Here is a 21,176-nt window from a genome sequence, read left to right on the forward strand (position 1 = left end):
CCACGCCACGCTCACAATTGTTTCATCTCGCAACTGCGTTGGTATTGTGCTATTGTCTCAATGGATGAATTTCGCAATATTAATGTCCTCATGGGGCAACTCGGTACGAGTTGTTCTTTTGATAGCCCGGGGTTGGCGAGGAACGAGCCTACCCCGGGTAAACGTTCGCAAGGAGATTCAACGCCGTAGGTGTTGAGCTTTTTTTGAGAAAACATGGTTATAATGAGGAGATTAATGGCGGATTGCGCCGAAAAAGCACAACACCTACGGCGTTGTTCCCCACAAACCATACGCTAACCCAGGGTAGCCTGCACTATCGTTTGGCAACCCTGGGCTATCAAAAACGCAACACCTACGGCGTTGAAACATTCAATCCATAACATGAATTACATTATGTTGCGCCAGAAAATATAGCGAATTAATCAAAAAAAGTGCAACACCTACGGCGTTGAAGCATTCATTTTATAATACAATTGATGCCAACATGTGAACAAATAAATAGCAAAATATGTTAATATTCCAATGAATGTATCCGCAATTTTGTATGTTATAACTATGTAACAATGTGGGGTTTATGCCATTATTTCAATGGATACATCTACCATGATGAATGCGCTCATCACGCAACGCCGTAGGTATTGCGCCATTATTCAAATGAATGAATTTTGCAATATAAACGCTCTCATGGTGCAACGCTGTAAGCGTTGTACGTTTGATAGCCCAGGGTTGGCGAGCGAAAGCGAAGGCTACCCTGGGTTATTTGCCATTAGCGAGAACAACGCTGTAGGCGTTGTACCTTTTATTCTTTGTCGTTTTATCGCGGCATTCCACGCAGAAAAAGCACGACACCTACGGCGTTGACCTCCTCACTACATGCATAACCCAGGGTAGGCTGACGCCAACCCAGGGCTATCAAACGTACAACGCCTTTAGCGTTGAACTATAAACACATTGCAAACTGCGTTAAATGGCTGTACAATCTGCGTCATTTTATCGTTTAAAATAAGGCATTTCATGCGGTGATTTGCGTCATTTCATCGTGTGAAATGCGTCACTTTGCGCATGCATTATGGGCAGATGATGTTTTAAAAGGTGGTTTGTCATGGTGTGATGCTTCCGATAATAGCTCGCAAAGAGGTTATCGGAAGCAGGTTGTAGGGTAGTAACGACGTTATAGTTTCTCCCCATAACAGAGGTCACCAGCGTCACCAAATCCCGGAACGATATACTTATGTTCGTTCATTCCAGGGTCAATGGCAGCACACCATATTGTGGTTTTATCTTCTGGGAAGGTCTTTTTGATGTGGTCAATGCCCTCAGGTGAGGCGATGACACAGCACACATGAATCTGTTTAGGCGTGCCCTTTGTGAGGAAAGCCTTAAAGCCTAACTCCATGCTTCCACCTGTTGCAAGCATCGGATCGGCGATAATCAGTGTCTTTCCATCAATATTTGGTGTGGCAAGATATTCGATATGAATACCCACTTCGTGGTGTTCGGCGTCCTTATATTCGCGATATGCGCTCACGAAAGCATTGCCAGCATGGTCGAAGATGTTGAGAAACCCATTATGAAAAGGTAGGCCTGCACGGAAGATAGTGGCTAAAACAATCTTGTCAGTAGGCACATTTACGCGTGAGATTCCTAATGGAGTTGTGATGTCTTTTGCCTCATAATGCAACGTCTTTGATATCTCGAAAGCTTCAAATTCGCCTATACGCATGATATTGTTTCTAAAGAGTAGTCGATTGTTTTGATAGTCAACGTCTCTCATTTCGGCCAGATACTGGTTAATAATACTATTTTTCTCGGAGAAGTTTACAATTTTCATAGGTTGTTTCGAATTAATTTTTGCAAAGGTATTTAATTCTATCTTCTTTTGCAAAGTGAGTCTTACAAATGTGTTTATTGACTGATTCTTTTTAACAACTTTAACTAAGAAACGACCTAAATCGACTGAATTTTAGAGCTCGAAAGTTGGGATATATATATTTTTTTCCTTAACTTTGCCGTCAAGAAATTCAAGAATAACATAACGACAAATTTAATTTCACAACTTAAATACATTTAAGAAATGGCAAAGTTTGACAAATCAGTACTTGAGAAGTACGGCATTACAGGTACTACAGAAGTACTTTACAACCCTACGTATGAGGTGTTGTTTAATGAAGAGACAAAAGAAGGTCTCGAAGGTTTTGAGGTAGGTCAGGAGACAGAACTTGGCGCTATCAACGTTAAGACAGGTATCTATACCGGCCGTTCTCCTAAGGATAAGTTCATCGTTGATGATGAAACATCTCATAATACAGTGTGGTGGGACTCAGAGGAATACCACAATGATAACCACCGAGCAAGTCAAGAAGCATGGAAAGCTGTTAAGGAAATAGCTAAGAAAGAGCTTTCAAACAAGCGCTTGTTTGTAGTAGATGGTTTCTGCGGTACACACAAAGATACTCGCATGAAGATTCGTTTCATCGTTGAGGTTGCATGGCAAGCTCACTTTGTTACAAACATGTTCATCCGTCCAAAGAATGAAGCTGACTTCGATCAAGAGCCAGATTTCATCGTATACAATGCTTCTAAGGCAAAGGTTGAGAACTATAAGGAACTCGGCTTGCACTCAGAAACTTGTGTAATGTTCAACGTAACATCTAAAGAGCAGGTTATCGTTAACACATGGTATGGTGGTGAAATGAAGAAAGGTATGTTCTCAATGATGAACTACTTCTTGCCACTTAAGGGCATGGCTTCTATGCACTGCTCTGCTAATACAGACCTCAACGGCGAGAATACTGCTATCTTCTTCGGCCTTTCTGGTACGGGTAAGACAACTCTTTCAACTGATCCTAAGCGCAAACTCATCGGTGATGACGAGCACGGATGGGACGACAAGGGCGTATTTAACTTTGAAGGTGGCTGCTATGCAAAGGTTATCAACCTTGACAAAGAGTCTGAACCAGACATCTATGGCGCTATTACTCGCGACGCTCTTCTTGAGAATGTAACCGTAGATAAGGATGGAAAGATTGACTTCAATGATAAGAGTATCACTGAGAATACACGTGTTTCTTATCCTATTTACCACATTAAGAACATCCAACGTCCTGAATCTCAGGGTCCAGCTGCTAAGCAAGTAATCTTCCTTTCAGCTGATGCTTTCGGTGTACTTCCTCCTGTTTCTATCCTCAACGCAGAGCAAACGAAGTACTACTTCCTCTCTGGTTTCACCGCTAAGTTGGCTGGTACAGAGCGTGGTATCACTGAACCTACTCCAACATTCTCAGCTTGTTTCGGTCAGGCATTCCTCGAATTGCACCCAACTAAGTATGCAGAGGAGTTGGTAAAGAAGATGGATAAGAGTGGCGCTAAGGCTTACTTGGTTAACACTGGATGGAATGGTACAGGTAAACGCATCTCAATTCGTGACACACGTGGTATCATTGATGCTATCTTAAATCACTCAATTGACAATGCTCCTACAAAGACTATTCCTTACTTTAACTTTGTTGTTCCAACGAAGTTGGAGGGTGTTGCTACAGAGATTCTTGATCCTCGTGACACTTATAAGAATGCTTCTGAGTGGGAAGAGAAAGCTAAGGATTTGGCTGCTCGCTTCATTAAGAACTTCAAGAAGTATGAAAGCAATGAGGCTGGTAAGGCACTTGTTGCTGCTGGTCCACAGCTTTAATTATCGCATCCGACTCGACTCTCTCCTTATATATATAAGGTGTAAGAGTCGGAAGAATATAATAAACCTTGCAATGCAAATGCGTTGCAAGGTTTTTTTATGCCATTTTGTGAGGACTTTGGTTATTTTTATTTATCTTCCTCCATCTACATTGTGTTCTATTTTAACAGCATAGGATGAGAAGTCTTTATTATTCTAAAGAAAAAAGTGAGGGAAAAGCATCAATCTTCCCAAATATTTCAGTAATTTTGCCTATGGTCTTTACCTTATGAATGTTATTGCCTTATGTTATTTTCTCTGGGTTTTGACATCATAGAATAATTTAAGTTATCTGCTTAGTAGGAACAAAACATTTACGAGTTACACCTATTTATATATATGGAAGAAAAGAAATTAATAGTATTTACAACCGATTATTACTCAATATTTTATAGATAATAAGTCAGAAATATGGTTGTTATTTTTAATTGCACATTCTAAAAGGTGAAGATTTAACGCTTTTATTGATTATTAACTCAAAAAGGACATCAACTTGGGTCGTTTCTTCTCTTTTCCTTGCTATTCGTTTCCGATATTCCACTTTTGTTTTGGTCTATCTCATATGTACTGCAAAGGTATTGATTTTTGTTTGATATTGCTCCTTGCTTGCTCCTTGTCGTAGATTAATTTTCACACAGGAATTTTTGTTCTCTTTCTATAGGGGCTTGAAACAATCCATTTATTGGAAACAATTAAAGACGGAGCTGGTTTGCCCCAGTGCTTTTTAAGAAACAGGGCAATTATTTTATCTCCACAAAGGCTCTTGTTCCCAATTATGAGGAAAGCCTAATAAACGAGTTCTTACTGATGGGTATTTCGATAAAAGCTGCTTGAAATCTGCAACAAAAGTGTTGCCCATAGAAATGGAGTTAAGCCAATACACCACATAGCAGAGTTGCGGATAAAGTGTTTGTTCACGGAACGAGAAATCCGTAATCCATGTGTTTGGCATACGCATAGGCATCATTGGCTTGACAGGAAAGACCCGATTTGACAGTCTTGAATGATGGGCGCAGCAATTACGAAGTACGGGTCTGGGTACGGATTAAAAGGCTAAGTGATTATTTTCAGTCATTTAGCCTTTTTAATTATCTAATTTTTCCCCACATTTTCCCCACAGCTGTCTATTTATATACAGGGCAACCGCATCAAAATAACGTTAGCTTAGGAAACAAACGTAGTTTTCAACCTCCTCCTCTCCCTTATTGTCCATTTTCCTAAAAAAACCATTGGTCCAAATCGAAACTACTACCCCATAAAAATTGATTTTTTGCCCCATATAATTCAAATTTCCCTTGCGGGTAATATTTTTTAAGAAACATGATTTTTGACAACAGGCTATTATTCAGACAAATACAAAATTATGCATTTTTAAGGGGGGATATTGTAAATTGTTGAAACTTCTCATCCTTGTATCCACCCCACTTATCCCTATTAATACAAAATCGACAAGTATTGATTATCAGGTTATTGACATTTTGATGCGGTTGCCCTGATTTATATATTTTAGAAACATATTTTTCCGTAAAGTTATGTACCTTTGTCGGCAAATAAAGATATTCTCGTCAAACAAATATAAATAATATAAACATGGAAAAAAACAGAAAAAAACAAATCGTAGTTTTGAGTATAGCTTTAGTTTGCATTTTCATCTTGGTATTTTCATTGTTCCATAAATCAGCGACAAAAGATAGCGCAAATCCTCCTTTAACAAATGTTTTGACTGATAGCATTTCTCAAATTGTCTCAGCTTGTCCTGGCGAAATTGGTGTGGCGGTTATTGTTAATAACAGAGATACGGTTAAGGTCAATAATAAGAGTGTTTATCCTATGATGAGTGTGTTTAAGGTTCATCAGGCATTAGCTCTTTGTAATGACTTTGACAATAAAGGAATTTCACTTGATACCTTAGTAAATATAAATAGGGATAAACTTGACCCAAAGACTTGGAGTCCTATGCTGAAAGATTATTCAGGGCCAGTCATATCATTGACAGTGAGAGATTTGCTGCGTTATACTCTTACTCAGAGTGACAACAATGCAAGCAACCTTATGTTTAAGGATATGGTTAATGTCGCTCAAACAGATAGTTTTATAGCCACACTCATTCCTCGTTCAAGTTTTCAGATAGCTTATACGGAAGAGGAAATGTCGGCTGACCATAACAAGGCTTACTCTAACTATACATCTCCTCTTGGTGCTGCAATGTTGATGAATCGTTTGTTTACTGAAGGTCTTATCGATGATGAGAAACAAAGTTTCATTAAGAATACGTTAAAAGAATGCAAAACAGGTGTAGATAGGATAGCAGCTCCACTTCTTGATAAAGAAGGGGTTGTTATAGCGCATAAGACAGGTTCAGGTTATGTTAATGAAAATGGTGTTCTTGCAGCTCACAATGATGTTGCCTATATATGTCTGCCTAATAATATCAGTTATACCTTAGCGGTATTTGTTAAGGATTTCAAGGGAAATGAATCACAAGCGTCACAATATGTTGCGCATATATCAGCTGTAGTATATTCTTTATTAATGCAAACTTCAGTAAAATCTTAAACTGCACTTGCTTTGATAATTAATGATAAACAATCTAAAAGCACTCTAATCGTTATCGGAGTGCTTTTAGATTACTAATCAAATTGCTTCTATTATAATTTGAATCCTCTACTTTTTCTTTCTTCCTGTTGCGGCACTCTTGCTCCATATCTAAGCCTGTGCCATTGCTCCCTGAACCAGTCGGCAATCGGCTTCCTGTTTATTGTCAGGTTCAGCCTGCTTTCATCGTCAGGGTCATTTTCCACCCTTAAAATATCATCCTTTATATCAAAGTTCCGCCTGTGTTGCTCGGAATAGATTTTACCGCTACATTTCAGGGCTTCTTTTTTGACTATAAGACTTTCAGTCATTTCTTTAGAGAATCCCAGCATGGCACAAAACTTTTCCATGCGCAGCATTTCCCTGAACATCGGAAACCACCTGAAAGCCTTGTCTATGATTCTGGCGAGCCGTGACAGTTCTTTTTCTTTCATGTCAAGTTCCTGCCTGTGCATTTCTCTGAGATTGTGGATTTGCGTATCATGCTGTTTCTGCATCTGCTGTACTTGGCTCTGCAATTTTTCAATATTGGTGTTCCGTTTTGAAACCTCGTCTTGCAGTTTTTCGTTGGCACGTTCCAGTTCTTTCAGTTTTCCACTCCCGAAAAGAGAAGCAACTCCACTAGTTATGGCTGTCGCTGCCGTGGTGGCTGTCTTCTTTAACTTGTCAGTGCGTATTTCTGATTTCACCTGTTTCAGTTCCTGCTCGGCAAGATTTATCTGTTCTTCTTTGTGCCGTTTGGCTGCATCCATGCGTTGCAGTTCAGCTTTCTGCTTCTCAATGATAAAGTCGTTCCGTTCCAGATGCTCCTTACCAGTGACAGCCTTTGACTGCCCGCGTTCCATCAGCAGGATGTCGGATGCAAGGGTCTGCATCTGCATCATGTCATCGTCATTGAGCTTTCGGCTCTTTCCTGTTTCGTGGTTCATCCAGTCGAAAACGATATGGGCATGATAGTTCGGCTTGAACCATCTGTCCCCGACTTTGAAGCTTTCCCTGTCTTCCGCTTCCGGCTGACCGTTCAGCCAATGCCCTTCATCCTTGTGCAGGAAGATTTGCAGCGGTGTGATTCCCCAGCGTCTTTGACACTCCTCACCGAATTTACGCACGTCTGCCAGTGTGGTGTCCGACCTGACAAGCAGCACTCCTTCACGTATGGGGGAGCATCCCGCAATCTTGACTATTTTACCGTTCTTGCCTTTGCGTTCACGCTCCTTTTCCTGCATGGCACGTCCGGTCTTTTCCTTTACCATCTGTCTGATATTGTCATAATGCATCCGCAAATCCGGACTGCCGAAGTCGGGATTTATCCACTGCTCATTATCGGTGGAGAGTTCTGGAACCACATAGGTTCTGGACTCTCCGATGTGGCGCATGTATTCGGCAGTCCTCCTGTTGTGAGCCTCACTCGATGCGATATTGCAGGGCTTGATATGTATGCTTGATTTTGTTGCCATAGATACTTGTTTTTTGGGTTTGTACTTTATTGTTTGCTTTTCCGCTGTCCGTAAACGCATGGGGTTCTTAGGGGTGCAACCCATAAGCGGAGATTGCAAAGAGAGGGTCACTCTTTGCTCTGGGTTCTCAGGGGAGAAACGCCCTGAGTGGGTCATTAGGGTAAAACCCTAATCCCCTCGGGAGAGCCCACAACTACGTAAGCGGAGCGTGTAGTTATAGTGGGCTATATCAATGGCAAGCCATTGTCTGCAAACTCCAGCCTACGGCTTCCGCTCTCCTCCGTCAGGGAGGTTTTTCATCATCGTTGCCGATTGGAGATGCACCGACCAGCACAAGGTCTAAATCGTCTATCAGTTTTTGCAGGACGGGATTCTTCTCTATCATCCGCTGGAGGATTCTCTCAGCCTCGACCAAGTGGTTGGCTGTACTCATCACCTTGCCCTCCCGTATCTGAAAGATAATCCAATCGGCTATGTCGATATGGGCTTCTTTTTGTTTCGGGGTGGCATTCCTTTCGATGATGTCCGAAACCACCACCTTACAAAAGTACATGCTCTCGGCTCGCTGTTTCCACTCGGCATAAGCATCGGCATCGGGAAAGAGAAGCACGGTTCGCCCTGACAGTACACGGAGTTTCTCTTCTCTCATCTGACTCTTACCACCCGTAGCCAGCCATACATAATCGGGGAAGATAGCAGAACCGATAACGGCACTCTTCTCGGATTCCACCAAGACCACCACCTTGTCGGGATGCGTTTTCAACAAGTGTTCCCCGAAAAGGCATTGGGATAGTTGCCAATCCTCTGCCAACACACGCTGCTTTTTCAATATGCTGTGTATCCAGTTCACTGCCGATGTCTGTCCTCCCTTGATACGGTGTCCGTCTTCGGGATTGTACTGCATCACCTTTCCCGTGCGTACCTTGCCCGTCCTGTCTATCTGCCAAAAGATAACAGAGCCGTCACGGGTAGCCCCCAAACGGTATTCCTCCAACAACCGCTTCAACACCTCTTTCGCCTTGTCGCCATAGTAGGAAGTAAGGAGTGTGAAGAGGAAACGGAAGAAATTGCTACGCTCGCTTTGCGACTTCTCCACATAGTGAGGGGGAATATAGCCGATGGCTGTCGGCTTACTTTGCTGCTTCACTTTCTTCTGCTCTGCTCTTTGCCTGTCAAAAGAGAAATCATTGGTAGTTCTGTGTTCAGGATGCTCTTGAAAATACTCTTTCGGAGTGTAGTGATACCCACAACCGCTTTCGTGGTTACATCTGCCGACCGATGGATGCAACGGCACATTATTTTCGTCCACGTAATAGACGAAAGAATGCCTGTCTCCGCATTTGGGGCAGGTATGCCGTGTTGCCGTTCCTTTATACTTCTGTAATGAATAATTGCCCATAGCTTAGTCCGTTTTTGATGGTTGATTGTCGGCTGTCCCATCCTGTCCCATTGTCCCACACTCTAAGGGTTGGGACAGTGGGACACCTGCGTTTTTACTCTCTTTGCTGCGCTGGATGATACGGTTTACGGTGGACTTGCCACAATTCACCTGTGAGGCTATCTCCCTGACGGACTTGCCCGATTGGGAGAGTTGCAGAATTTGGCAATCCCTTTGGCTTGATTCATTGTCGCCCAATTTTTTCAAGTGTTCCTTTTCCGTGGAATAGCCCCTGAACACGAACTGCAAGAAAGCATCCACCTTGTCAATCTCGTAAACGATTACATTATCCGCATCATGAGAGAACGTGCCATAGCGCACTTTAAGCTGCTTCACATAGCGAAGCCCTCCGTCTTGGGCACTTTTTCCAATGGTGAACACGCTGTCAAAGAAATTGTAGAGCCGTTTGCTTCCGGCAAGGTCGTTGGATGTGATGGGACAATCCAAAGAGCGTTTGGGCGTATGTGCCAGGACAAGGATAGAGAGCGCATATCTCTTTTTGAGATTGTTCAGCTGAATCATCAGCCGTCCTGCGGCATCGCCTTTCTCCATGGCGCAACACAGGTAGGTAAGATTGTCAATGATGAAAATCTTGCAGTCGGTCTGCACAGCCATCTGTTCAATGCCGCCTATGATAGCTTCCTCAAAGTTGGCATCCAAAAGCTGGTTGCAGTCAATAGACACCCGATAGATTTTGTCGGGAAAGGTGTAGAGCTCTCCATGCTCGTTGGTATAGCGGAGCTGGAACTGCTTTTCGGACAGTTCAAAGTCCAGATACAGCACATTGTCGGTTCGGGCGATGCGGTCGGCTATCTGCACGGCAAGGATGGACTTGCCCACGTTGGAATCGGCAAACAAGCAGGAGAGTTCCCCCTCGTACCAAAAGCTGTCCCACAGCGCACGGGGCGTAGGCAATAACGATGCTTCAAGAATGGTTTGGTTTGCCGTCTTGATATTCATCATGCCTACACTGTCGGGCATACCGTTATGCGCTTGGGATGCTTTTGTGAGGTCGCCACGTATCAGGTTGATATAGTTCTTATCCTCTTCCATATCATTCACCAGTTACGTGGGTTGGGCTTGCGACGGTGGGAAGAGGATAAGGACTTGTTCAGTTCCTCGTCTGACAACGGTATGGGATTCTTTCGGGCGGTTTCCAGCCACTTGTCCAGTTCGTCACGGTAAAGGCAATAGCGTTTGCCGGGCTTGGTGGCAGGGATTGTCCCTTCTGACAGTTTCATGTAGAGCGTACCCTTAGGGATACCTAAATACTCTGCTGCCTCGTCCACAGACATGGGCACGTGGGTGTCCACCGTTTTGGCATTGTTCACACTGCGCTGCTCGGCGAGCAGGCTTTTCAGGCTCATCACTTCGTCTCGAAGCTGAGCGACAACCTCGGGGAGGTCGTTGAAGGTAAGAATTGATTTTTCCATTCGCGTACTCGTCTCTTTTGTAAGACTTGGCGCAAAGGACTGAAATGATATATCCGTGAATATCTCCACGACACGTCATTGCAAAATAATTCCCGAATAATTAAGCCCAGCCATAAATGACGGGTAAAATTACTCGGGAAACGATGTAAAACAGGCGGTTATGAGTTACCGGATGGTTGTCGTTGGTGTCGTGATTATCCTAATTCCGCACATAATCCTCGGGATAGTGGAAATCAAGTTTGCCGTTTTCGGGTTCATCAATGGGAATTTCCGTCTTTAACGGCTCTACCTTGAAATTCTTGATGGTTGATAAGTCTGTATCAGCAAACGATTTCGGGAAAAGGGCTTTGATGAACTTGGCACGGTTATCCCCATTGTAGTATCTCTTGTACAGGAAACGCTCAGAGATATTCCATACGAAGTGACGGAGTGGAATGTTGTTGATGTCTTTGGTAAACGGTCTTTGTATGGGCTTCGGGGTATAAGTGTTAAGATTCATCCATTTGTCCACCTCAGTACAGATGTGGTTCACGGTTTCTTGGTCGGCAATGCGAGGCAGGTAATAATGGCAATACTCCATGACCATGCGGATGCGCTCTTCCTTTTCCCGTTGCTCTCTGCTTGCGTAATTGGCACGGTTCTTTTCGTGAAGATCCGGGGCGATAGTAAGCTCTATCGGTTGTGTTTGGATAAGTGTCTCTTCTTTTGTCGGGGATGATTCGGGTACAGGCTCAGGGACTGATGTAGGTCCAGGCACAGATGTGGCTTCTTCAAGTGTATTTTGTGACAGTTCTTCCTGCACCTCTATGGCTTCGGCAATCGTTTCTTTCTTGCCGAACTTGATTTTGTAGATTTCGTATGTATCAAAGATAAGTGTCTGAAAGGAGAGATAGAGCAACCATCCCAACAGGTTACAGCATACGAATACTATCCACCTGACAAAGTTGTCTTGGTTGAAGCTGTCCGCTATTACCAGCGTGGCAATGGAAGATATTAGGACGATGGCGAAGCCGACAAAGCCCAAGATGATGTATTTGTCCTTGATTGATGATTCCATATTTCGTTGAGAGATTGAATGTTCCTGTATTATTTTGTGCAAAGTTAATGCTATTTTTCCCAATTACTGCCCGTTATTTGCGGTTAGAACGGTCTTTTTCAATGTATTTCACGAAATGTCATCATATCATACTCTGTTTCATACTCTGAGGGGCTTATAAATGGTGGCATCAAGCCAAAAACATAGAGGGGCGATTATAGCCTTGTAGCCATAACCGCCCCTCTGAATACCTGTCAATGTGAGACATTTATGCCTCCTTGCGCTTCAAGGTTATCTTGTCCACCACCTGACACATCTGCTGCGCTGCTATCTTGGAATAGATTTGTGTGGTGGTAATGTTCTTATGTCCGAGATAGGCTTGGATGACAGCCATGTCCGTTCCCATTTCCACGTGCAGGCTTCCGAAGCTGTGGCGGGTACAGTGAAAGGTGATTTTCTTGGTTATCCCTGCTGCCGTGAGCCACCGTTGGAGTGGTCCTTGCAGCATCTTGTCCTTGAAATCCTCAAAGATAAGTCCCTCGCCCCGTTCTCCCAGCAGTCCATAGGCTTCATCACTGATGGGGTTATGCACTATTTCTTTGGTTTTCTGCATACGGGTGGTAACGAACATCCTGCCGTTGGTGTATGGTTGTATCTGCTGCCACGTGAGCTGTCTGATGTCGCTCTTTCTCAGTCCCGTAAGACAGGCGAAAAGAAAAGCTTTTTTCAAGACCTCCTCCTCACAGGGTGTTTCGGCAAGCCGTATCAGTTCCTCTTGGCTCAAATGCTCCCTGATGGTGGGAATGCACTCGATGCGGTCTAAGAAGCCGTTTGGGTTCTCCTTTATCTTCCTGTCACGGTAGGCGGTGTGCAGCACGGCACGGAAAGTTGACCAATAGCCTGCTGCGGAGTTGATGTGCAGCTTTTGGTTGGTGTGGATGGATTGGGGTGCATCAAGCAGGTATTCCATGAACTTGCGGCACAAATCCACATCCACCTCCTCAAAGGTGCATTTGCCGTTCACGAACCGCTGGAAATGCTTGTATACGTGCTGCCACTTGATATTCTTGCGGTCAGCCAGTCCTTTGAAATAGGCAAGGAAATCGCCCTTCATCTTGGTCTTGTCAAAAAAGCCGTTGTTTTCATTGAAAATGGCTTCGTAGCGCTGGTTGCGCAGGATGACCGCTTTCTTCATCATGCGTGCGTTGAAGTCCCGTTCCTGCTGGTTTGCAGGTTTGGCGAAGATGTAAATTCCTAAGGCTTCACGTGTAATCACTCTCATGGTGACATTGTCACGGTAGCCGGGATAGTAGTCAAGGCATAGTGAATACTGTGTCCCGTTCTTAATCTTGCGCTTACGCAAGGTAACTGTTTTGCATTTACTCATAATAATTATGTTTTAATTGGTTGTATACATTTTGGAGTTGTATCCATGTTTCCGATGGCAAAGGAACAACGTGAAATATCCGTGAATACCTCCACGATACATCATTTTGAAATAATTTTCGATAATCCCGATTTTTCACGGTTATTTGTTCCTTTCAGCCATGACACGCTCCACATCTGAGCGCAAAAGCAGGTTTTTCACACCCACCTTTATCTTTTCGATGTGCTTCACCTTGACGATATGGCAGATGTTGGCTGACGAAAGACCATAGATTTGCTGCACCTGCTCAACGGTATAGTAGCGTTCATCGTTCACAAGGTCAGTTCTGCGGAGTTCGTTCAAATGTGATTTGGAGTAATAGGTACGCCCGTACTCTCTTTTAGTGGGTATCTTATGGCGATAGGTGTAGGCACGGAGTGCGGTCGGCTTCATGCCGAACAGTTCCTCCACCTCCTCGGTCAGTAGCCAGTCGGTAATTTCGCTAATATCAACTGCCACACCGAAAAACTCGTCAATATGCTTCTTGCTGTAATAGTTCTTTCCTGCGATACGGCAGATGGGGATATGGTTACGCTTGGCGGAAGTGTAAAGCCATGACTGCTTTACCTTAAAAAGGGACATCACCTCCTCGCCCGAATAGAAGTCCAACACTTCTTCGCTTTCCTTTTCCCTTTTTTCTCTTTTGGCAGGTAAGGAAGATGAAGATGATTTCCTTGGTGTGGAGGTGTTGCCGGGCAGGATGCGGTGATAGGGATTGCCCTCCAACATCTGCTCGATGTCGGCTCTGCGGATGAATGCCATGCGGTTGCTGATGCGTGAGGCTTTCAGCTTGCCGATGGCTACAAGTTTGTAAATGTACTGTCGGGAACAGCCCATGAGGATGGCTGCTTTGGAAAAGGTGAGATACTCCTGATGCTGTATCTCCATCAAGGGTTGGGCGACTTTGAAGAGGTTGTTCTTCTGCATCACTCTGGCTCGTTTGGCTTCTGCCTGACAAGCCTCACTGCAATATCTTTGCATACCGCTTCGGGTTACAAAGGACTTGCCGCAAAAACTGCATTTTCTGGTTGCTTTCATACCGTTTTATCGTTTAATGGTTCATTTCTTCAATCCTATATCTCTGAAATGGTAAACGGATGTGAACGGAAGTCAACCATTGTCGCTTTTCTACACAGTGTGACTGTTTCCGCATATCGGGGCGGTTATTGTCGCTTGTCGTAAACGGTTGTAAACCCTTGTCAACTGTCTGCACGGTGTGACAAAAAACAAGCCCCGCAAATTCTCCACGTCAGAAATACGTCTCAAAAATATGTGGAAATTTGGGAAGCGACAAATGGCAACCGAAAAGTGTTAAATTTTAGAATATGCTGGTAATTAAAGATTTACACTCGGATATTTCTGATTAGTTTTGGTTGTTCTATGGTTATAAATACAATTGTCGACGAATATCGCGAGGCGGTGAGACAATGCATGTTGTCTGCAACGAAGGATAATGGTGAATTGCAGCTTACAGAAAAAGAAGTTAACGCGCGGTTGGCCTCATTTTCAGATGACGATTTAGCCTTTGGGATGCCTTTTAACACACCCGAAGAAACGGCAAATATGCTACTTGCAGAATAGAACGCAGACACTTTTGCGCGCTATTACAAACAGAACCTTCTATAAAATGAAAAAATCGGAGTTGATTTCTCACCCCGATTGTCATTGGTGGGCCGACTTTCGACACCACCTTTCTTGTCATTACAAACAACCTTTAACCTAAATTCAATAACTAAAAACCTAAAACTTTAAATAGATTATCCCTTAAAACAATCTTACTTTCACCTTTGACTAATCCTACTTTCAAATCGTTTTTCCTGAACACTAATCCTTTTCCTTTCGTTAGCTAAACCTATTTCGTTTCTTAAAATAAATCTTGCTTACCTAAAAACCTATTGTTGTTTGTTGGCGCGAAAGTATAAATTATTTCAAAAACAGATTGTAACGATATGACTTTTCAATAAAAATCTTCGCGAATTTTTGATATAAATCAATCTTCTTTTCATAGAAAGAAGTTTCTAACTTTCAGCCATAGACGAGTTGATAAGATGCTTTTCTCATCACCATTATTTGCAGGGTATGTTTTTTTTACGTATCTTTGTGCACATAACCAAATACCTAAGAACTTCAAACCATAAAGATATGAATACAAAATTACTGTTTGCACTGGCGGCGATGGCAAGTCCATTATGCAGCCATGCACAACAACAACCAACCTTTACTGAATGGCATGACTGTGCCGTTAATGAGGTAAATCGTTTTCCTTTGCATACAAACTTCTTCGCTTTTGAGTCTAATGACAAAGCAATGAAGGGTGATAAGAAACAATCAAACAACTTCTTCTCGCTCGAAGGTGACTGGAAATTCAATTGGGTTCCTAATGCCGATGAACGCCCAACCGACTTCTTTAAGACGACGTTTAACGACGCTTCATGGGGCAAGTTGGCTGTACCTGGTATATGGGAAGTCAATGGTTACGGAGATCCTGTATACTTAAATGTCGGTTTTGCATGGCGAGGACACTTCAAAAATAATCCTCCTCAGGTGCCCATTAAAGACAACCATGTTGGTAGTTACCGTCGAACCATAACGCTTCCTGACACGTGGAAAGGACGTCAAGTGATAGCTCACTTCGGCTCGGTAACGTCAAATATGTACCTATGGGTAAACGGACAATACGTTGGTTACACTGAAGATAGTAAGGTAGCTGCCGAATATGACATTACAAAATATCTTAAACCAGGAGAGAATCTCATAGCATTTCAGACCTTCAGATGGTGTGATGGATCGTATAGTGAGGACCAAGACTTCTGGCGTTTAAGTGGAGTTGCACGCGAATGTTACTTGTATTCTCGTGATGCAAGCGTGCATATTGATGATATTCGCATTACTCCAGATCTCACAAATAACTACACAGATGGAGACGCTATGATAGCAGTTACTGCGAAAGGAAACCCAATTATAGACTTCGAATTGCTCAATGCGAATGGTAAAACCATAGTAAAGAGTGAGTCAAACTTTAAGGGAAGACAACGCGGAAACGTGCATTTCATGGTGCGTAACGTAAAGAAATGGTCAGCAGAGACACCTTATTTATATACTCTTGTGGCTACGGTGAAAGACCAAAAACGCCAGGTAAAAGAGGTTATCACACAGAAGGTGGGCTTTAGAAAGGTTGAAATCAAAGGCTCGCAAATGCTTGTTAATGGTATGCCTATCCTCATAAAGGGTGCCAACCGCCATGAAGTTGACCCCGATGGAGGTTATGTTGTGACGCTCGATCGCATGATTCAAGACATCAAAATCATGAAGCGTTTGAACATCAATGCCGTCAGAACGTGCCACTATCCCGATGATCCTCGCTGGTATGACCTTTGTGATGAGTATGGCCTTTATGTCGTTTCTGAGGCTAATCAGGAAAGCCATGGCCTCGGATATGATGATAATTCTCTGATGATACAGGCTCAGTTTGCTACTCCTGTGATGCAACGCAATCAGCATAATGTAGCGATGCAGTTCAATCATCCAAGCATTATCACGTGGAGTTTGGGTAATGAGAGTAGGTATTGTGACCATTTCGATAAGGCGTATGATTGGATAAAGCAATATGATCCCTCACGTCCTGTGCAGTATGAACAGGCTGCTTGGAAGGGTTCAAGAGCTTCAGATATCTTCTGCCCGATGTATTATTCTGTTGCAAACTGTGAGAAATATTGTCTTGATTCGACTAAAACCATGCCGCTTATCCAGTGTGAATACAACCATACAATGGGTAATTCGGGAGGAAATCTTGCCGAATATTGGCGCCTAATCCGCAAGTATCCTAAGTATCAAGGAGGCTTCGATTGGGACTTCGTTGACCAGGGATTGCACAAGAATCTCAATTTTAAGGCATCACGAACCTTAGCTGATTATGAGGCTAAAGCTGCTTCATTAGAGCCTGGAACGGGTAATCAAGAGGAGTATTGCTATGGTGGTGACTACAACAATTATGACCCTTCAGACAATAACTTCAACTGCAATGGTATTATAGGTCCTGACCGTCAGCTCAATCCTCATGCCTATGAACTGGCTTATCAGTATCAAAATATATGGACAGAACCCGTAGACTTGGATGCTGGAAAGATACGAATCAAGAACGAATACTTCTTCCGTGACCTCAGCAACTACCGCTTGAAGTGGACTGCCTTGGATGAATACGGCTATGAACTTGCATCAGGAAACATCAACAATCTGAATGTTCAGCCACAGCAAACGGCTGAAATTCAGTTGCCATTAGATGAAAAGTCAAGCCGATTCATGTACTTAAATGTGGATTATCTGCTAAAAGAAGCCGAGCCACTCATGGCTAAAGGACAGGTTGTTGCACATCAACAATTCATGTCAGATGCGTCTGTTGCACATGCCATGTACGAGCCATCACCCGTGAAAGTGAAGTTCATCAACAAGAAGAATGAGCCAGTTCTCCGCGTTGTAGGCGACAATTTCGCCCTTGGTTTCGACCAAACAACAGGCTGGTTAACCCAATATGAAGTTGGCGGAACTAATATGTTAGGCAATGGAGGCACGTTGAAAGCCAACTTCTGGCGTGCTTTAACAGACAACGATATGGGTGCCGATTTCCAGCATAAACTTGGTGTTTGGCGCAATCCTGAAATGAAATTGATTTCGTTAACCACCCAAATGGTAGCTAATGGAACCATGAAAGCGCATCCAACTGTTATTGCATGCTATGACATGCCGACAGTGAAAGCGCAGTTAAAGCTGACCTATACCATCTTCGAGAAAGGCGAATTGAACGTCAAGATGCAGATGACCACTGACAAGAATGCCAAGGTGAGCGACATGCTTCGCTTCGGAATGGTGATGCAAATGCCGTATAACATGGATCAGATTCGATACTTTGGACGTGGTCCAATAGAGAATTATAGCGACCGGAAAGCTTCAGAACGTATTGGCATCTACAAGCAAACAGCCGACAATCAGTTCTTCCCTTACATCCGTCCACAGGAAAATGGCACGAAACAAGATGTTAAATGGTGGCAACAGACCAATGTTTCGGGCACAGGACTTGAAATACATGGTGAGCTTGGTGACCTCTCTATGTCTGCCCTCCACTATGCGATTGCCGACCTTGATGATGGACTTGAGAAGGGACAACGCCATAGTTATCAAGTTAAAAAGTCACCATTCACCAACCTTTGTATCGACAAAGAACAAACCGGAGTGGGTGGAACTAACAGCTGGGGTGAGTGGCCTTTGGAGCGCTATCGCCTGCACTATGGTGACAGAACCCATGAGTTCTTGTTGCGTCCGATTGTGAAATAACGTGGTTTATCCACCTTTTAACCCATAAAATCCACCTCCAATGAGGTGGATTTTCTTATTTTTGCGACTATAAAACCATTGATAATGCAACAATAACCTAATATGAAGACAAAGAAAATCTTATCCACCTTATTGATGACGGCACTAACATCTGTCAGCATCAACGCACAACATCAGTTCACTGTCAACACTAAACCCGGCGCAACCATACAGCCAACAATGTATGGTATCTTTTTCGAAGATATCAATTTTGCGGCAGATGGCGGCCTCTATGCCGAGATGATAGAGAATCGTTCGTTTGAGTTTCCCGACCGATTAATGGGTTGGAACACCTTCGGTAATGTCATTGTGAACGACCAAAAGCCTGCCTTTGCGCGCAATCCTCACTACATAACACTCTCTGATGCGGGACATCGTGAGAAGCGAACTGGCTTGGAAAATCGTGGCTTTTTCGGCATGGGACTGAAGAAAGGCATGTGTTATGACTTCTCTGTATATGCTCGTTTGCACATGTTGCAAGGCGATTCAGCAAAATTTCGCGTTGAACTTGTTGATGAAGAAGACCGACCTATTGTCTCAACAAGAATCACTGTGAAGAGCAATCAATGGCAGAAATATACCTCAACGCTGACGGTTGATAAGACCGTTGAAAAGGGATTGCTTCGCATTTTCCTTGAAAAAGGTGGGGCAGTAGACCTTGATCATGTGAGTCTTTTCCCTGAAGATAGTTGGCATGGGATGCGTGCTGACCTTGTAAAAGACCTCGCAGAACTCCACCCAGGGATATTCCGTTTCCCCGGAGGTTGTATCGTTGAAGGAACTGATTTGGCTACACGCTATCAGTGGAAGAACACAGTTGGGCCCGTAGAAGAGCGTCCTTTGAACGAGAATAGATGGAATTATACCTTCCCACATCGACTCTTTCCAAACTACTATCAGACGTTAGGCATGGGCTTCTTTGAGTTCTTTCTCCTATCTGAAAAGATAGGAGCCGAACCGCTTCCTGTATTGAGTTGTGGGCTCGCTTGCCAGTATCAGAATGATGATAACGACCGAAATGCACACACTGCTATGGCCGACTTGCAACCTTATATCGATGATGCGCTCGACTTGATTGAGTTTGCCAATGGTCCCGTTACAAGCAAATGGGGACGCGTCCGCGCTGACATGGGTCACCCAGCTCCGTTTAACCTCAAGCAGATTGGTATCGGAAATGAGCAATGGGGACCTTTATATCCCGAACGTTTAGAGGCATTTATGAAGCAGATTCGTGCCAAATATCCACACATAAAGATATGCGGCTCATCAGGACCTTCGGCAAGTGGCAAGGAGTTTGACTATGGATGGCAACAAATGCGCAAGCTCGGTGTCGACCTTGTTGACGAACATTACTACATGTCTCCTGATTGGTTCTTGAACAATGCAGGTCGATATGATCACTATAATCGTAAGGGTCCGAAGGTGTTTGCTGGCGAATATGCAGCTCATGTGCGTGGACTTGACAAGCAACCAAATGTAGCGATGAACAATTTTGAGGCAGCTTTGTCCGAGGCGGCCTTCATGACAGGACTTGAACGCAATGCCGATGTCGTGTGGCAAGCTACATATGCCCCTCTGTTTGCACATGTTGAAGGTTGGCAATGGCGTCCCGATCTCATCTGGTTTGACAATCTTCAGAGTGTGCGTACAGTCAATTGGTATGTGCAAATGCTTTATGCTACAAACCGAGGTACGAATGTCCTTCGTCTGACCGAAGGCGGAAAGCCTGTTGAAGGCAAAGAAAAGATCTATGCCAGTGCCGTATATGATAAGGCAGAAAAGGCGTATATCGTGAAGATTGTCAATGTAGATGACCGCGAAAAGCAGGTGAATGTCACGTTCGAAGGATTGAAAACGCTTGGCAAAGGAAAGTGTATCACCCTGCACAGTGACAATCCACGTGCCGTGAACTCATTGGAAAATAAAACCAATGTCGTACCTCAAACAAGTGAGATAGAAGCAAATGGCAATGTCGTTTCAATGAAAGTGCCAGCAAAATCGTTTGTTGTCTATCGCTTTTAATATGGTTATAACCCAGGGTTGACAGCACTTTTGCTCGCCAACCCTGGGCTATTAAAAGAACAACGCTTACAGCGTTGCACCATCATAACATTCGACATGGCGGATATATTCATTGAAGTATTTCCATATTTTGCTATTTATTTATTCGAATGTTTGTATTAATTATATTATTAAATAAACGTTTCAACGCCGTAGGTGTTACGCTTTCTAAGCGTAATCCGCCATAAATCCCATCGTTATACCCATACTTTCATAGAAAAAGCTCAACACCTATGGCGTTGAATCCCCTTGCGAACGTTTACCCGGGGTAGGCTCGTTCCTCGCCAACCCCGGGCTATCAGAAGTACAACTCGTACCGAGTTGCGTGGTTGCGACATTCGCAATAGTGGATGTATTCATTGGAATATTGCCCAGTTTTGCCATTTGTTTATTCGTATATTGCTATCAATTGTATTACAAAATGCACGTTTCAACGCCGTAGGTGTTGCGCTTTTGATAGCCCAGGGTTGCCAAACGATAGTGCAGGCTACCCTGGGTTAACGTATGGTTTGCGTGGAACAACGCCGTAGGTGTTGCGCTTTTTTTGATTAATCCGCCATAAATCCCCTCGCTATAACCGTGCCTTCTCAAAGAAAACTCAACACCTATGGCGTTGAATCTCCTTGCGAATGTTTA

Annotated in this window: 18 protein-coding genes; 8 read left to right on the forward strand and 10 right to left on the reverse strand. The window is 43.6% G+C overall.

The window, feature by feature from the left end; genetic code table 11:
- The 3 genes from HMPREF9420_RS14235 to HMPREF9420_RS14710 form a co-directional block, all read left to right on the forward strand.
- Window positions 1-189, forward strand: a 189-nt coding sequence (locus tag HMPREF9420_RS14235; protein WP_169309686.1) for a tetrahydrofolate synthase, incomplete at its 5' end; no start/stop codon positions are given.
- 14 nt (window positions 190-203) lie between these two features.
- On the forward strand, window positions 204-380 hold the full coding sequence (locus tag HMPREF9420_RS13930) for a hypothetical protein (protein ID WP_007135028.1): 177 nt from the start codon (window positions 204-206) through the stop codon (window positions 378-380).
- A 208-nt stretch (window positions 381-588) separates the two neighbouring features.
- A complete protein-coding gene (locus HMPREF9420_RS14710; RefSeq protein ID WP_007135029.1) occupies window positions 589-861 on the forward strand; it encodes a hypothetical protein in 273 nt (90 codons plus the stop codon).
- A 310-nt stretch (window positions 862-1,171) separates the two neighbouring features.
- Here HMPREF9420_RS14710 and upp read toward each other — a convergent pair whose 3' ends face one another.
- Window positions 1,172-1,831 carry a uracil phosphoribosyltransferase gene (gene upp, locus HMPREF9420_RS07780; RefSeq protein ID WP_021825790.1) on the reverse strand — a complete coding sequence of 220 codons (660 nt, stop codon included), beginning with the start codon at window positions 1,829-1,831 and terminating at the stop codon, window positions 1,172-1,174.
- A gap of 243 nt (window positions 1,832-2,074) precedes the next feature.
- On the opposite strand from upp, the gene pckA reads away from it, so the two are divergent.
- The gene (gene pckA / locus HMPREF9420_RS07785; RefSeq protein ID WP_007135031.1) at window positions 2,075-3,688 is read left to right on the forward strand and encodes a phosphoenolpyruvate carboxykinase (ATP); all 1,614 of its coding nucleotides are present in this window, start codon (window positions 2,075-2,077) and stop codon (window positions 3,686-3,688) included.
- 784 nt (window positions 3,689-4,472) lie between these two features.
- Here the strand turns inward: pckA and HMPREF9420_RS07790 are convergent.
- The gene (locus HMPREF9420_RS07790) at window positions 4,473-4,694 is read right to left on the reverse strand and encodes an Abi family protein (protein WP_004356044.1); all 222 of its coding nucleotides are present in this window, start codon (window positions 4,692-4,694) and stop codon (window positions 4,473-4,475) included.
- Between the two features lie 623 nt (window positions 4,695-5,317).
- Here HMPREF9420_RS07790 and HMPREF9420_RS07795 point away from each other — a divergent pair.
- Complete coding sequence (locus tag HMPREF9420_RS07795; protein WP_004339683.1) at window positions 5,318-6,283, forward strand: CfxA family broad-spectrum class A beta-lactamase; 966 nt, start codon at window positions 5,318-5,320, stop codon at window positions 6,281-6,283.
- A gap of 92 nt (window positions 6,284-6,375) precedes the next feature.
- Here HMPREF9420_RS07795 and HMPREF9420_RS07800 read toward each other — a convergent pair whose 3' ends face one another.
- From HMPREF9420_RS07800 to tnpA, 7 genes are all read right to left on the reverse strand, one after another.
- Window positions 6,376-7,779: a hypothetical protein gene (locus HMPREF9420_RS07800; RefSeq protein WP_004339684.1), complete on the reverse strand. Its 1,404-nt coding sequence runs from the start codon at window positions 7,777-7,779 to the stop codon at window positions 6,376-6,378.
- A gap of 283 nt (window positions 7,780-8,062) precedes the next feature.
- Window positions 8,063-9,178 carry a DUF6371 domain-containing protein gene (locus tag HMPREF9420_RS07805; RefSeq protein ID WP_004292742.1) on the reverse strand — a complete coding sequence of 372 codons (1,116 nt, stop codon included), beginning with the start codon at window positions 9,176-9,178 and terminating at the stop codon, window positions 8,063-8,065.
- A gap of 3 nt (window positions 9,179-9,181) precedes the next feature.
- The gene (locus HMPREF9420_RS07810; protein ID WP_044079176.1) at window positions 9,182-10,270 is read right to left on the reverse strand and encodes an AAA family ATPase; all 1,089 of its coding nucleotides are present in this window, start codon (window positions 10,268-10,270) and stop codon (window positions 9,182-9,184) included.
- Between the two features lie 5 nt (window positions 10,271-10,275).
- Complete coding sequence (locus HMPREF9420_RS07815; RefSeq protein WP_004338328.1) at window positions 10,276-10,650, reverse strand: excisionase family DNA-binding protein; 375 nt, start codon at window positions 10,648-10,650, stop codon at window positions 10,276-10,278.
- A 199-nt stretch (window positions 10,651-10,849) separates the two neighbouring features.
- Entirely contained in the window at window positions 10,850-11,707 is an 858-nt protein-coding gene (gene tnpC, locus HMPREF9420_RS07820; RefSeq protein ID WP_004339687.1) for a transposon Tn4555 protein TnpC, read from the reverse strand.
- Between the two features lie 247 nt (window positions 11,708-11,954).
- On the reverse strand, window positions 11,955-13,073 hold the full coding sequence (locus tag HMPREF9420_RS07825; RefSeq protein WP_004338318.1) for a tyrosine-type recombinase/integrase: 1,119 nt from the start codon (window positions 13,071-13,073) through the stop codon (window positions 11,955-11,957).
- Window positions 13,074-13,214: 141 nt separating this feature from the next.
- Window positions 13,215-14,150 (reverse strand): transposon Tn4555 protein TnpA, encoded by a 936-nt coding sequence (tnpA, locus tag HMPREF9420_RS07830; protein WP_004292844.1) that lies wholly within the window; start codon window positions 14,148-14,150, stop codon window positions 13,215-13,217.
- A 342-nt stretch (window positions 14,151-14,492) separates the two neighbouring features.
- Between tnpA and HMPREF9420_RS07835 the strand changes: the two genes are divergently transcribed.
- From HMPREF9420_RS07835 to HMPREF9420_RS07845, 3 genes are all read left to right on the forward strand, one after another.
- Window positions 14,493-14,693, forward strand: coding sequence for a hypothetical protein (locus HMPREF9420_RS07835; protein WP_007135036.1), 201 nt, complete (start codon window positions 14,493-14,495; stop codon window positions 14,691-14,693).
- A gap of 561 nt (window positions 14,694-15,254) precedes the next feature.
- Window positions 15,255-18,440, forward strand: coding sequence for a glycoside hydrolase family 2 TIM barrel-domain containing protein (locus HMPREF9420_RS07840; protein WP_044079177.1), 3,186 nt, complete (start codon window positions 15,255-15,257; stop codon window positions 18,438-18,440).
- 102 nt (window positions 18,441-18,542) lie between these two features.
- A complete protein-coding gene (locus HMPREF9420_RS07845; RefSeq protein WP_007135038.1) occupies window positions 18,543-20,501 on the forward strand; it encodes an alpha-L-arabinofuranosidase C-terminal domain-containing protein in 1,959 nt (652 codons plus the stop codon).
- Window positions 20,502-20,771: 270 nt separating this feature from the next.
- On the opposite strand, the gene HMPREF9420_RS15010 is transcribed toward HMPREF9420_RS07845, so the two are convergent.
- Window positions 20,772-20,924, reverse strand: a complete 153-nt coding sequence (locus HMPREF9420_RS15010; protein ID WP_211207522.1) for a hypothetical protein — start codon at window positions 20,922-20,924, stop codon at window positions 20,772-20,774.
- Window positions 20,925-21,176 lie beyond the last annotated feature (252 nt).

Origin of the sequence: Segatella salivae DSM 15606 (genome assembly GCF_000185845.1) — a bacterium.
GTDB classification, from domain to species: Bacteria; Bacteroidota; Bacteroidia; order Bacteroidales; family Bacteroidaceae; genus Prevotella; species Prevotella salivae.

Excerpts from the sequence above, each read along its gene's own strand:
- HMPREF9420_RS14710 (WP_007135029.1), top strand. The coding sequence starts at position 589 with ATGGATACATCTACCATGATGAATGCGCTCATCACGCAACGCCGTAGG.
- upp (WP_021825790.1), bottom strand. The coding sequence starts at position 1,831 with ATGAAAATTGTAAACTTCTCCGAGAAAAATAGTATTATTAACCAGTAT.
- pckA (WP_007135031.1), top strand. The coding sequence starts at position 2,075 with ATGGCAAAGTTTGACAAATCAGTACTTGAGAAGTACGGCATTACAGGT.
- HMPREF9420_RS07790 (WP_004356044.1), bottom strand. The coding sequence starts at position 4,694 with ATGATGCCTATGCGTATGCCAAACACATGGATTACGGATTTCTCGTTC.
- HMPREF9420_RS07795 (WP_004339683.1), top strand. The coding sequence starts at position 5,318 with ATGGAAAAAAACAGAAAAAAACAAATCGTAGTTTTGAGTATAGCTTTA.
- HMPREF9420_RS07800 (WP_004339684.1), bottom strand. The coding sequence starts at position 7,779 with ATGGCAACAAAATCAAGCATACATATCAAGCCCTGCAATATCGCATCG.
- HMPREF9420_RS07805 (WP_004292742.1), bottom strand. The coding sequence starts at position 9,178 with ATGGGCAATTATTCATTACAGAAGTATAAAGGAACGGCAACACGGCAT.
- HMPREF9420_RS07810 (WP_044079176.1), bottom strand. The coding sequence starts at position 10,270 with ATGGAAGAGGATAAGAACTATATCAACCTGATACGTGGCGACCTCACA.
- HMPREF9420_RS07815 (WP_004338328.1), bottom strand. The coding sequence starts at position 10,650 with ATGGAAAAATCAATTCTTACCTTCAACGACCTCCCCGAGGTTGTCGCT.
- tnpC (WP_004339687.1), bottom strand. The coding sequence starts at position 11,707 with ATGGAATCATCAATCAAGGACAAATACATCATCTTGGGCTTTGTCGGC.
- HMPREF9420_RS07825 (WP_004338318.1), bottom strand. The coding sequence starts at position 13,073 with ATGAGTAAATGCAAAACAGTTACCTTGCGTAAGCGCAAGATTAAGAAC.
- tnpA (WP_004292844.1), bottom strand. The coding sequence starts at position 14,150 with ATGAAAGCAACCAGAAAATGCAGTTTTTGCGGCAAGTCCTTTGTAACC.
- HMPREF9420_RS07835 (WP_007135036.1), top strand. The coding sequence starts at position 14,493 with ATGGTTATAAATACAATTGTCGACGAATATCGCGAGGCGGTGAGACAA.
- HMPREF9420_RS07840 (WP_044079177.1), top strand. The coding sequence starts at position 15,255 with ATGAATACAAAATTACTGTTTGCACTGGCGGCGATGGCAAGTCCATTA.
- HMPREF9420_RS07845 (WP_007135038.1), top strand. The coding sequence starts at position 18,543 with ATGAAGACAAAGAAAATCTTATCCACCTTATTGATGACGGCACTAACA.
- HMPREF9420_RS15010 (WP_211207522.1), bottom strand. The coding sequence starts at position 20,924 with ATGGCAAAACTGGGCAATATTCCAATGAATACATCCACTATTGCGAAT.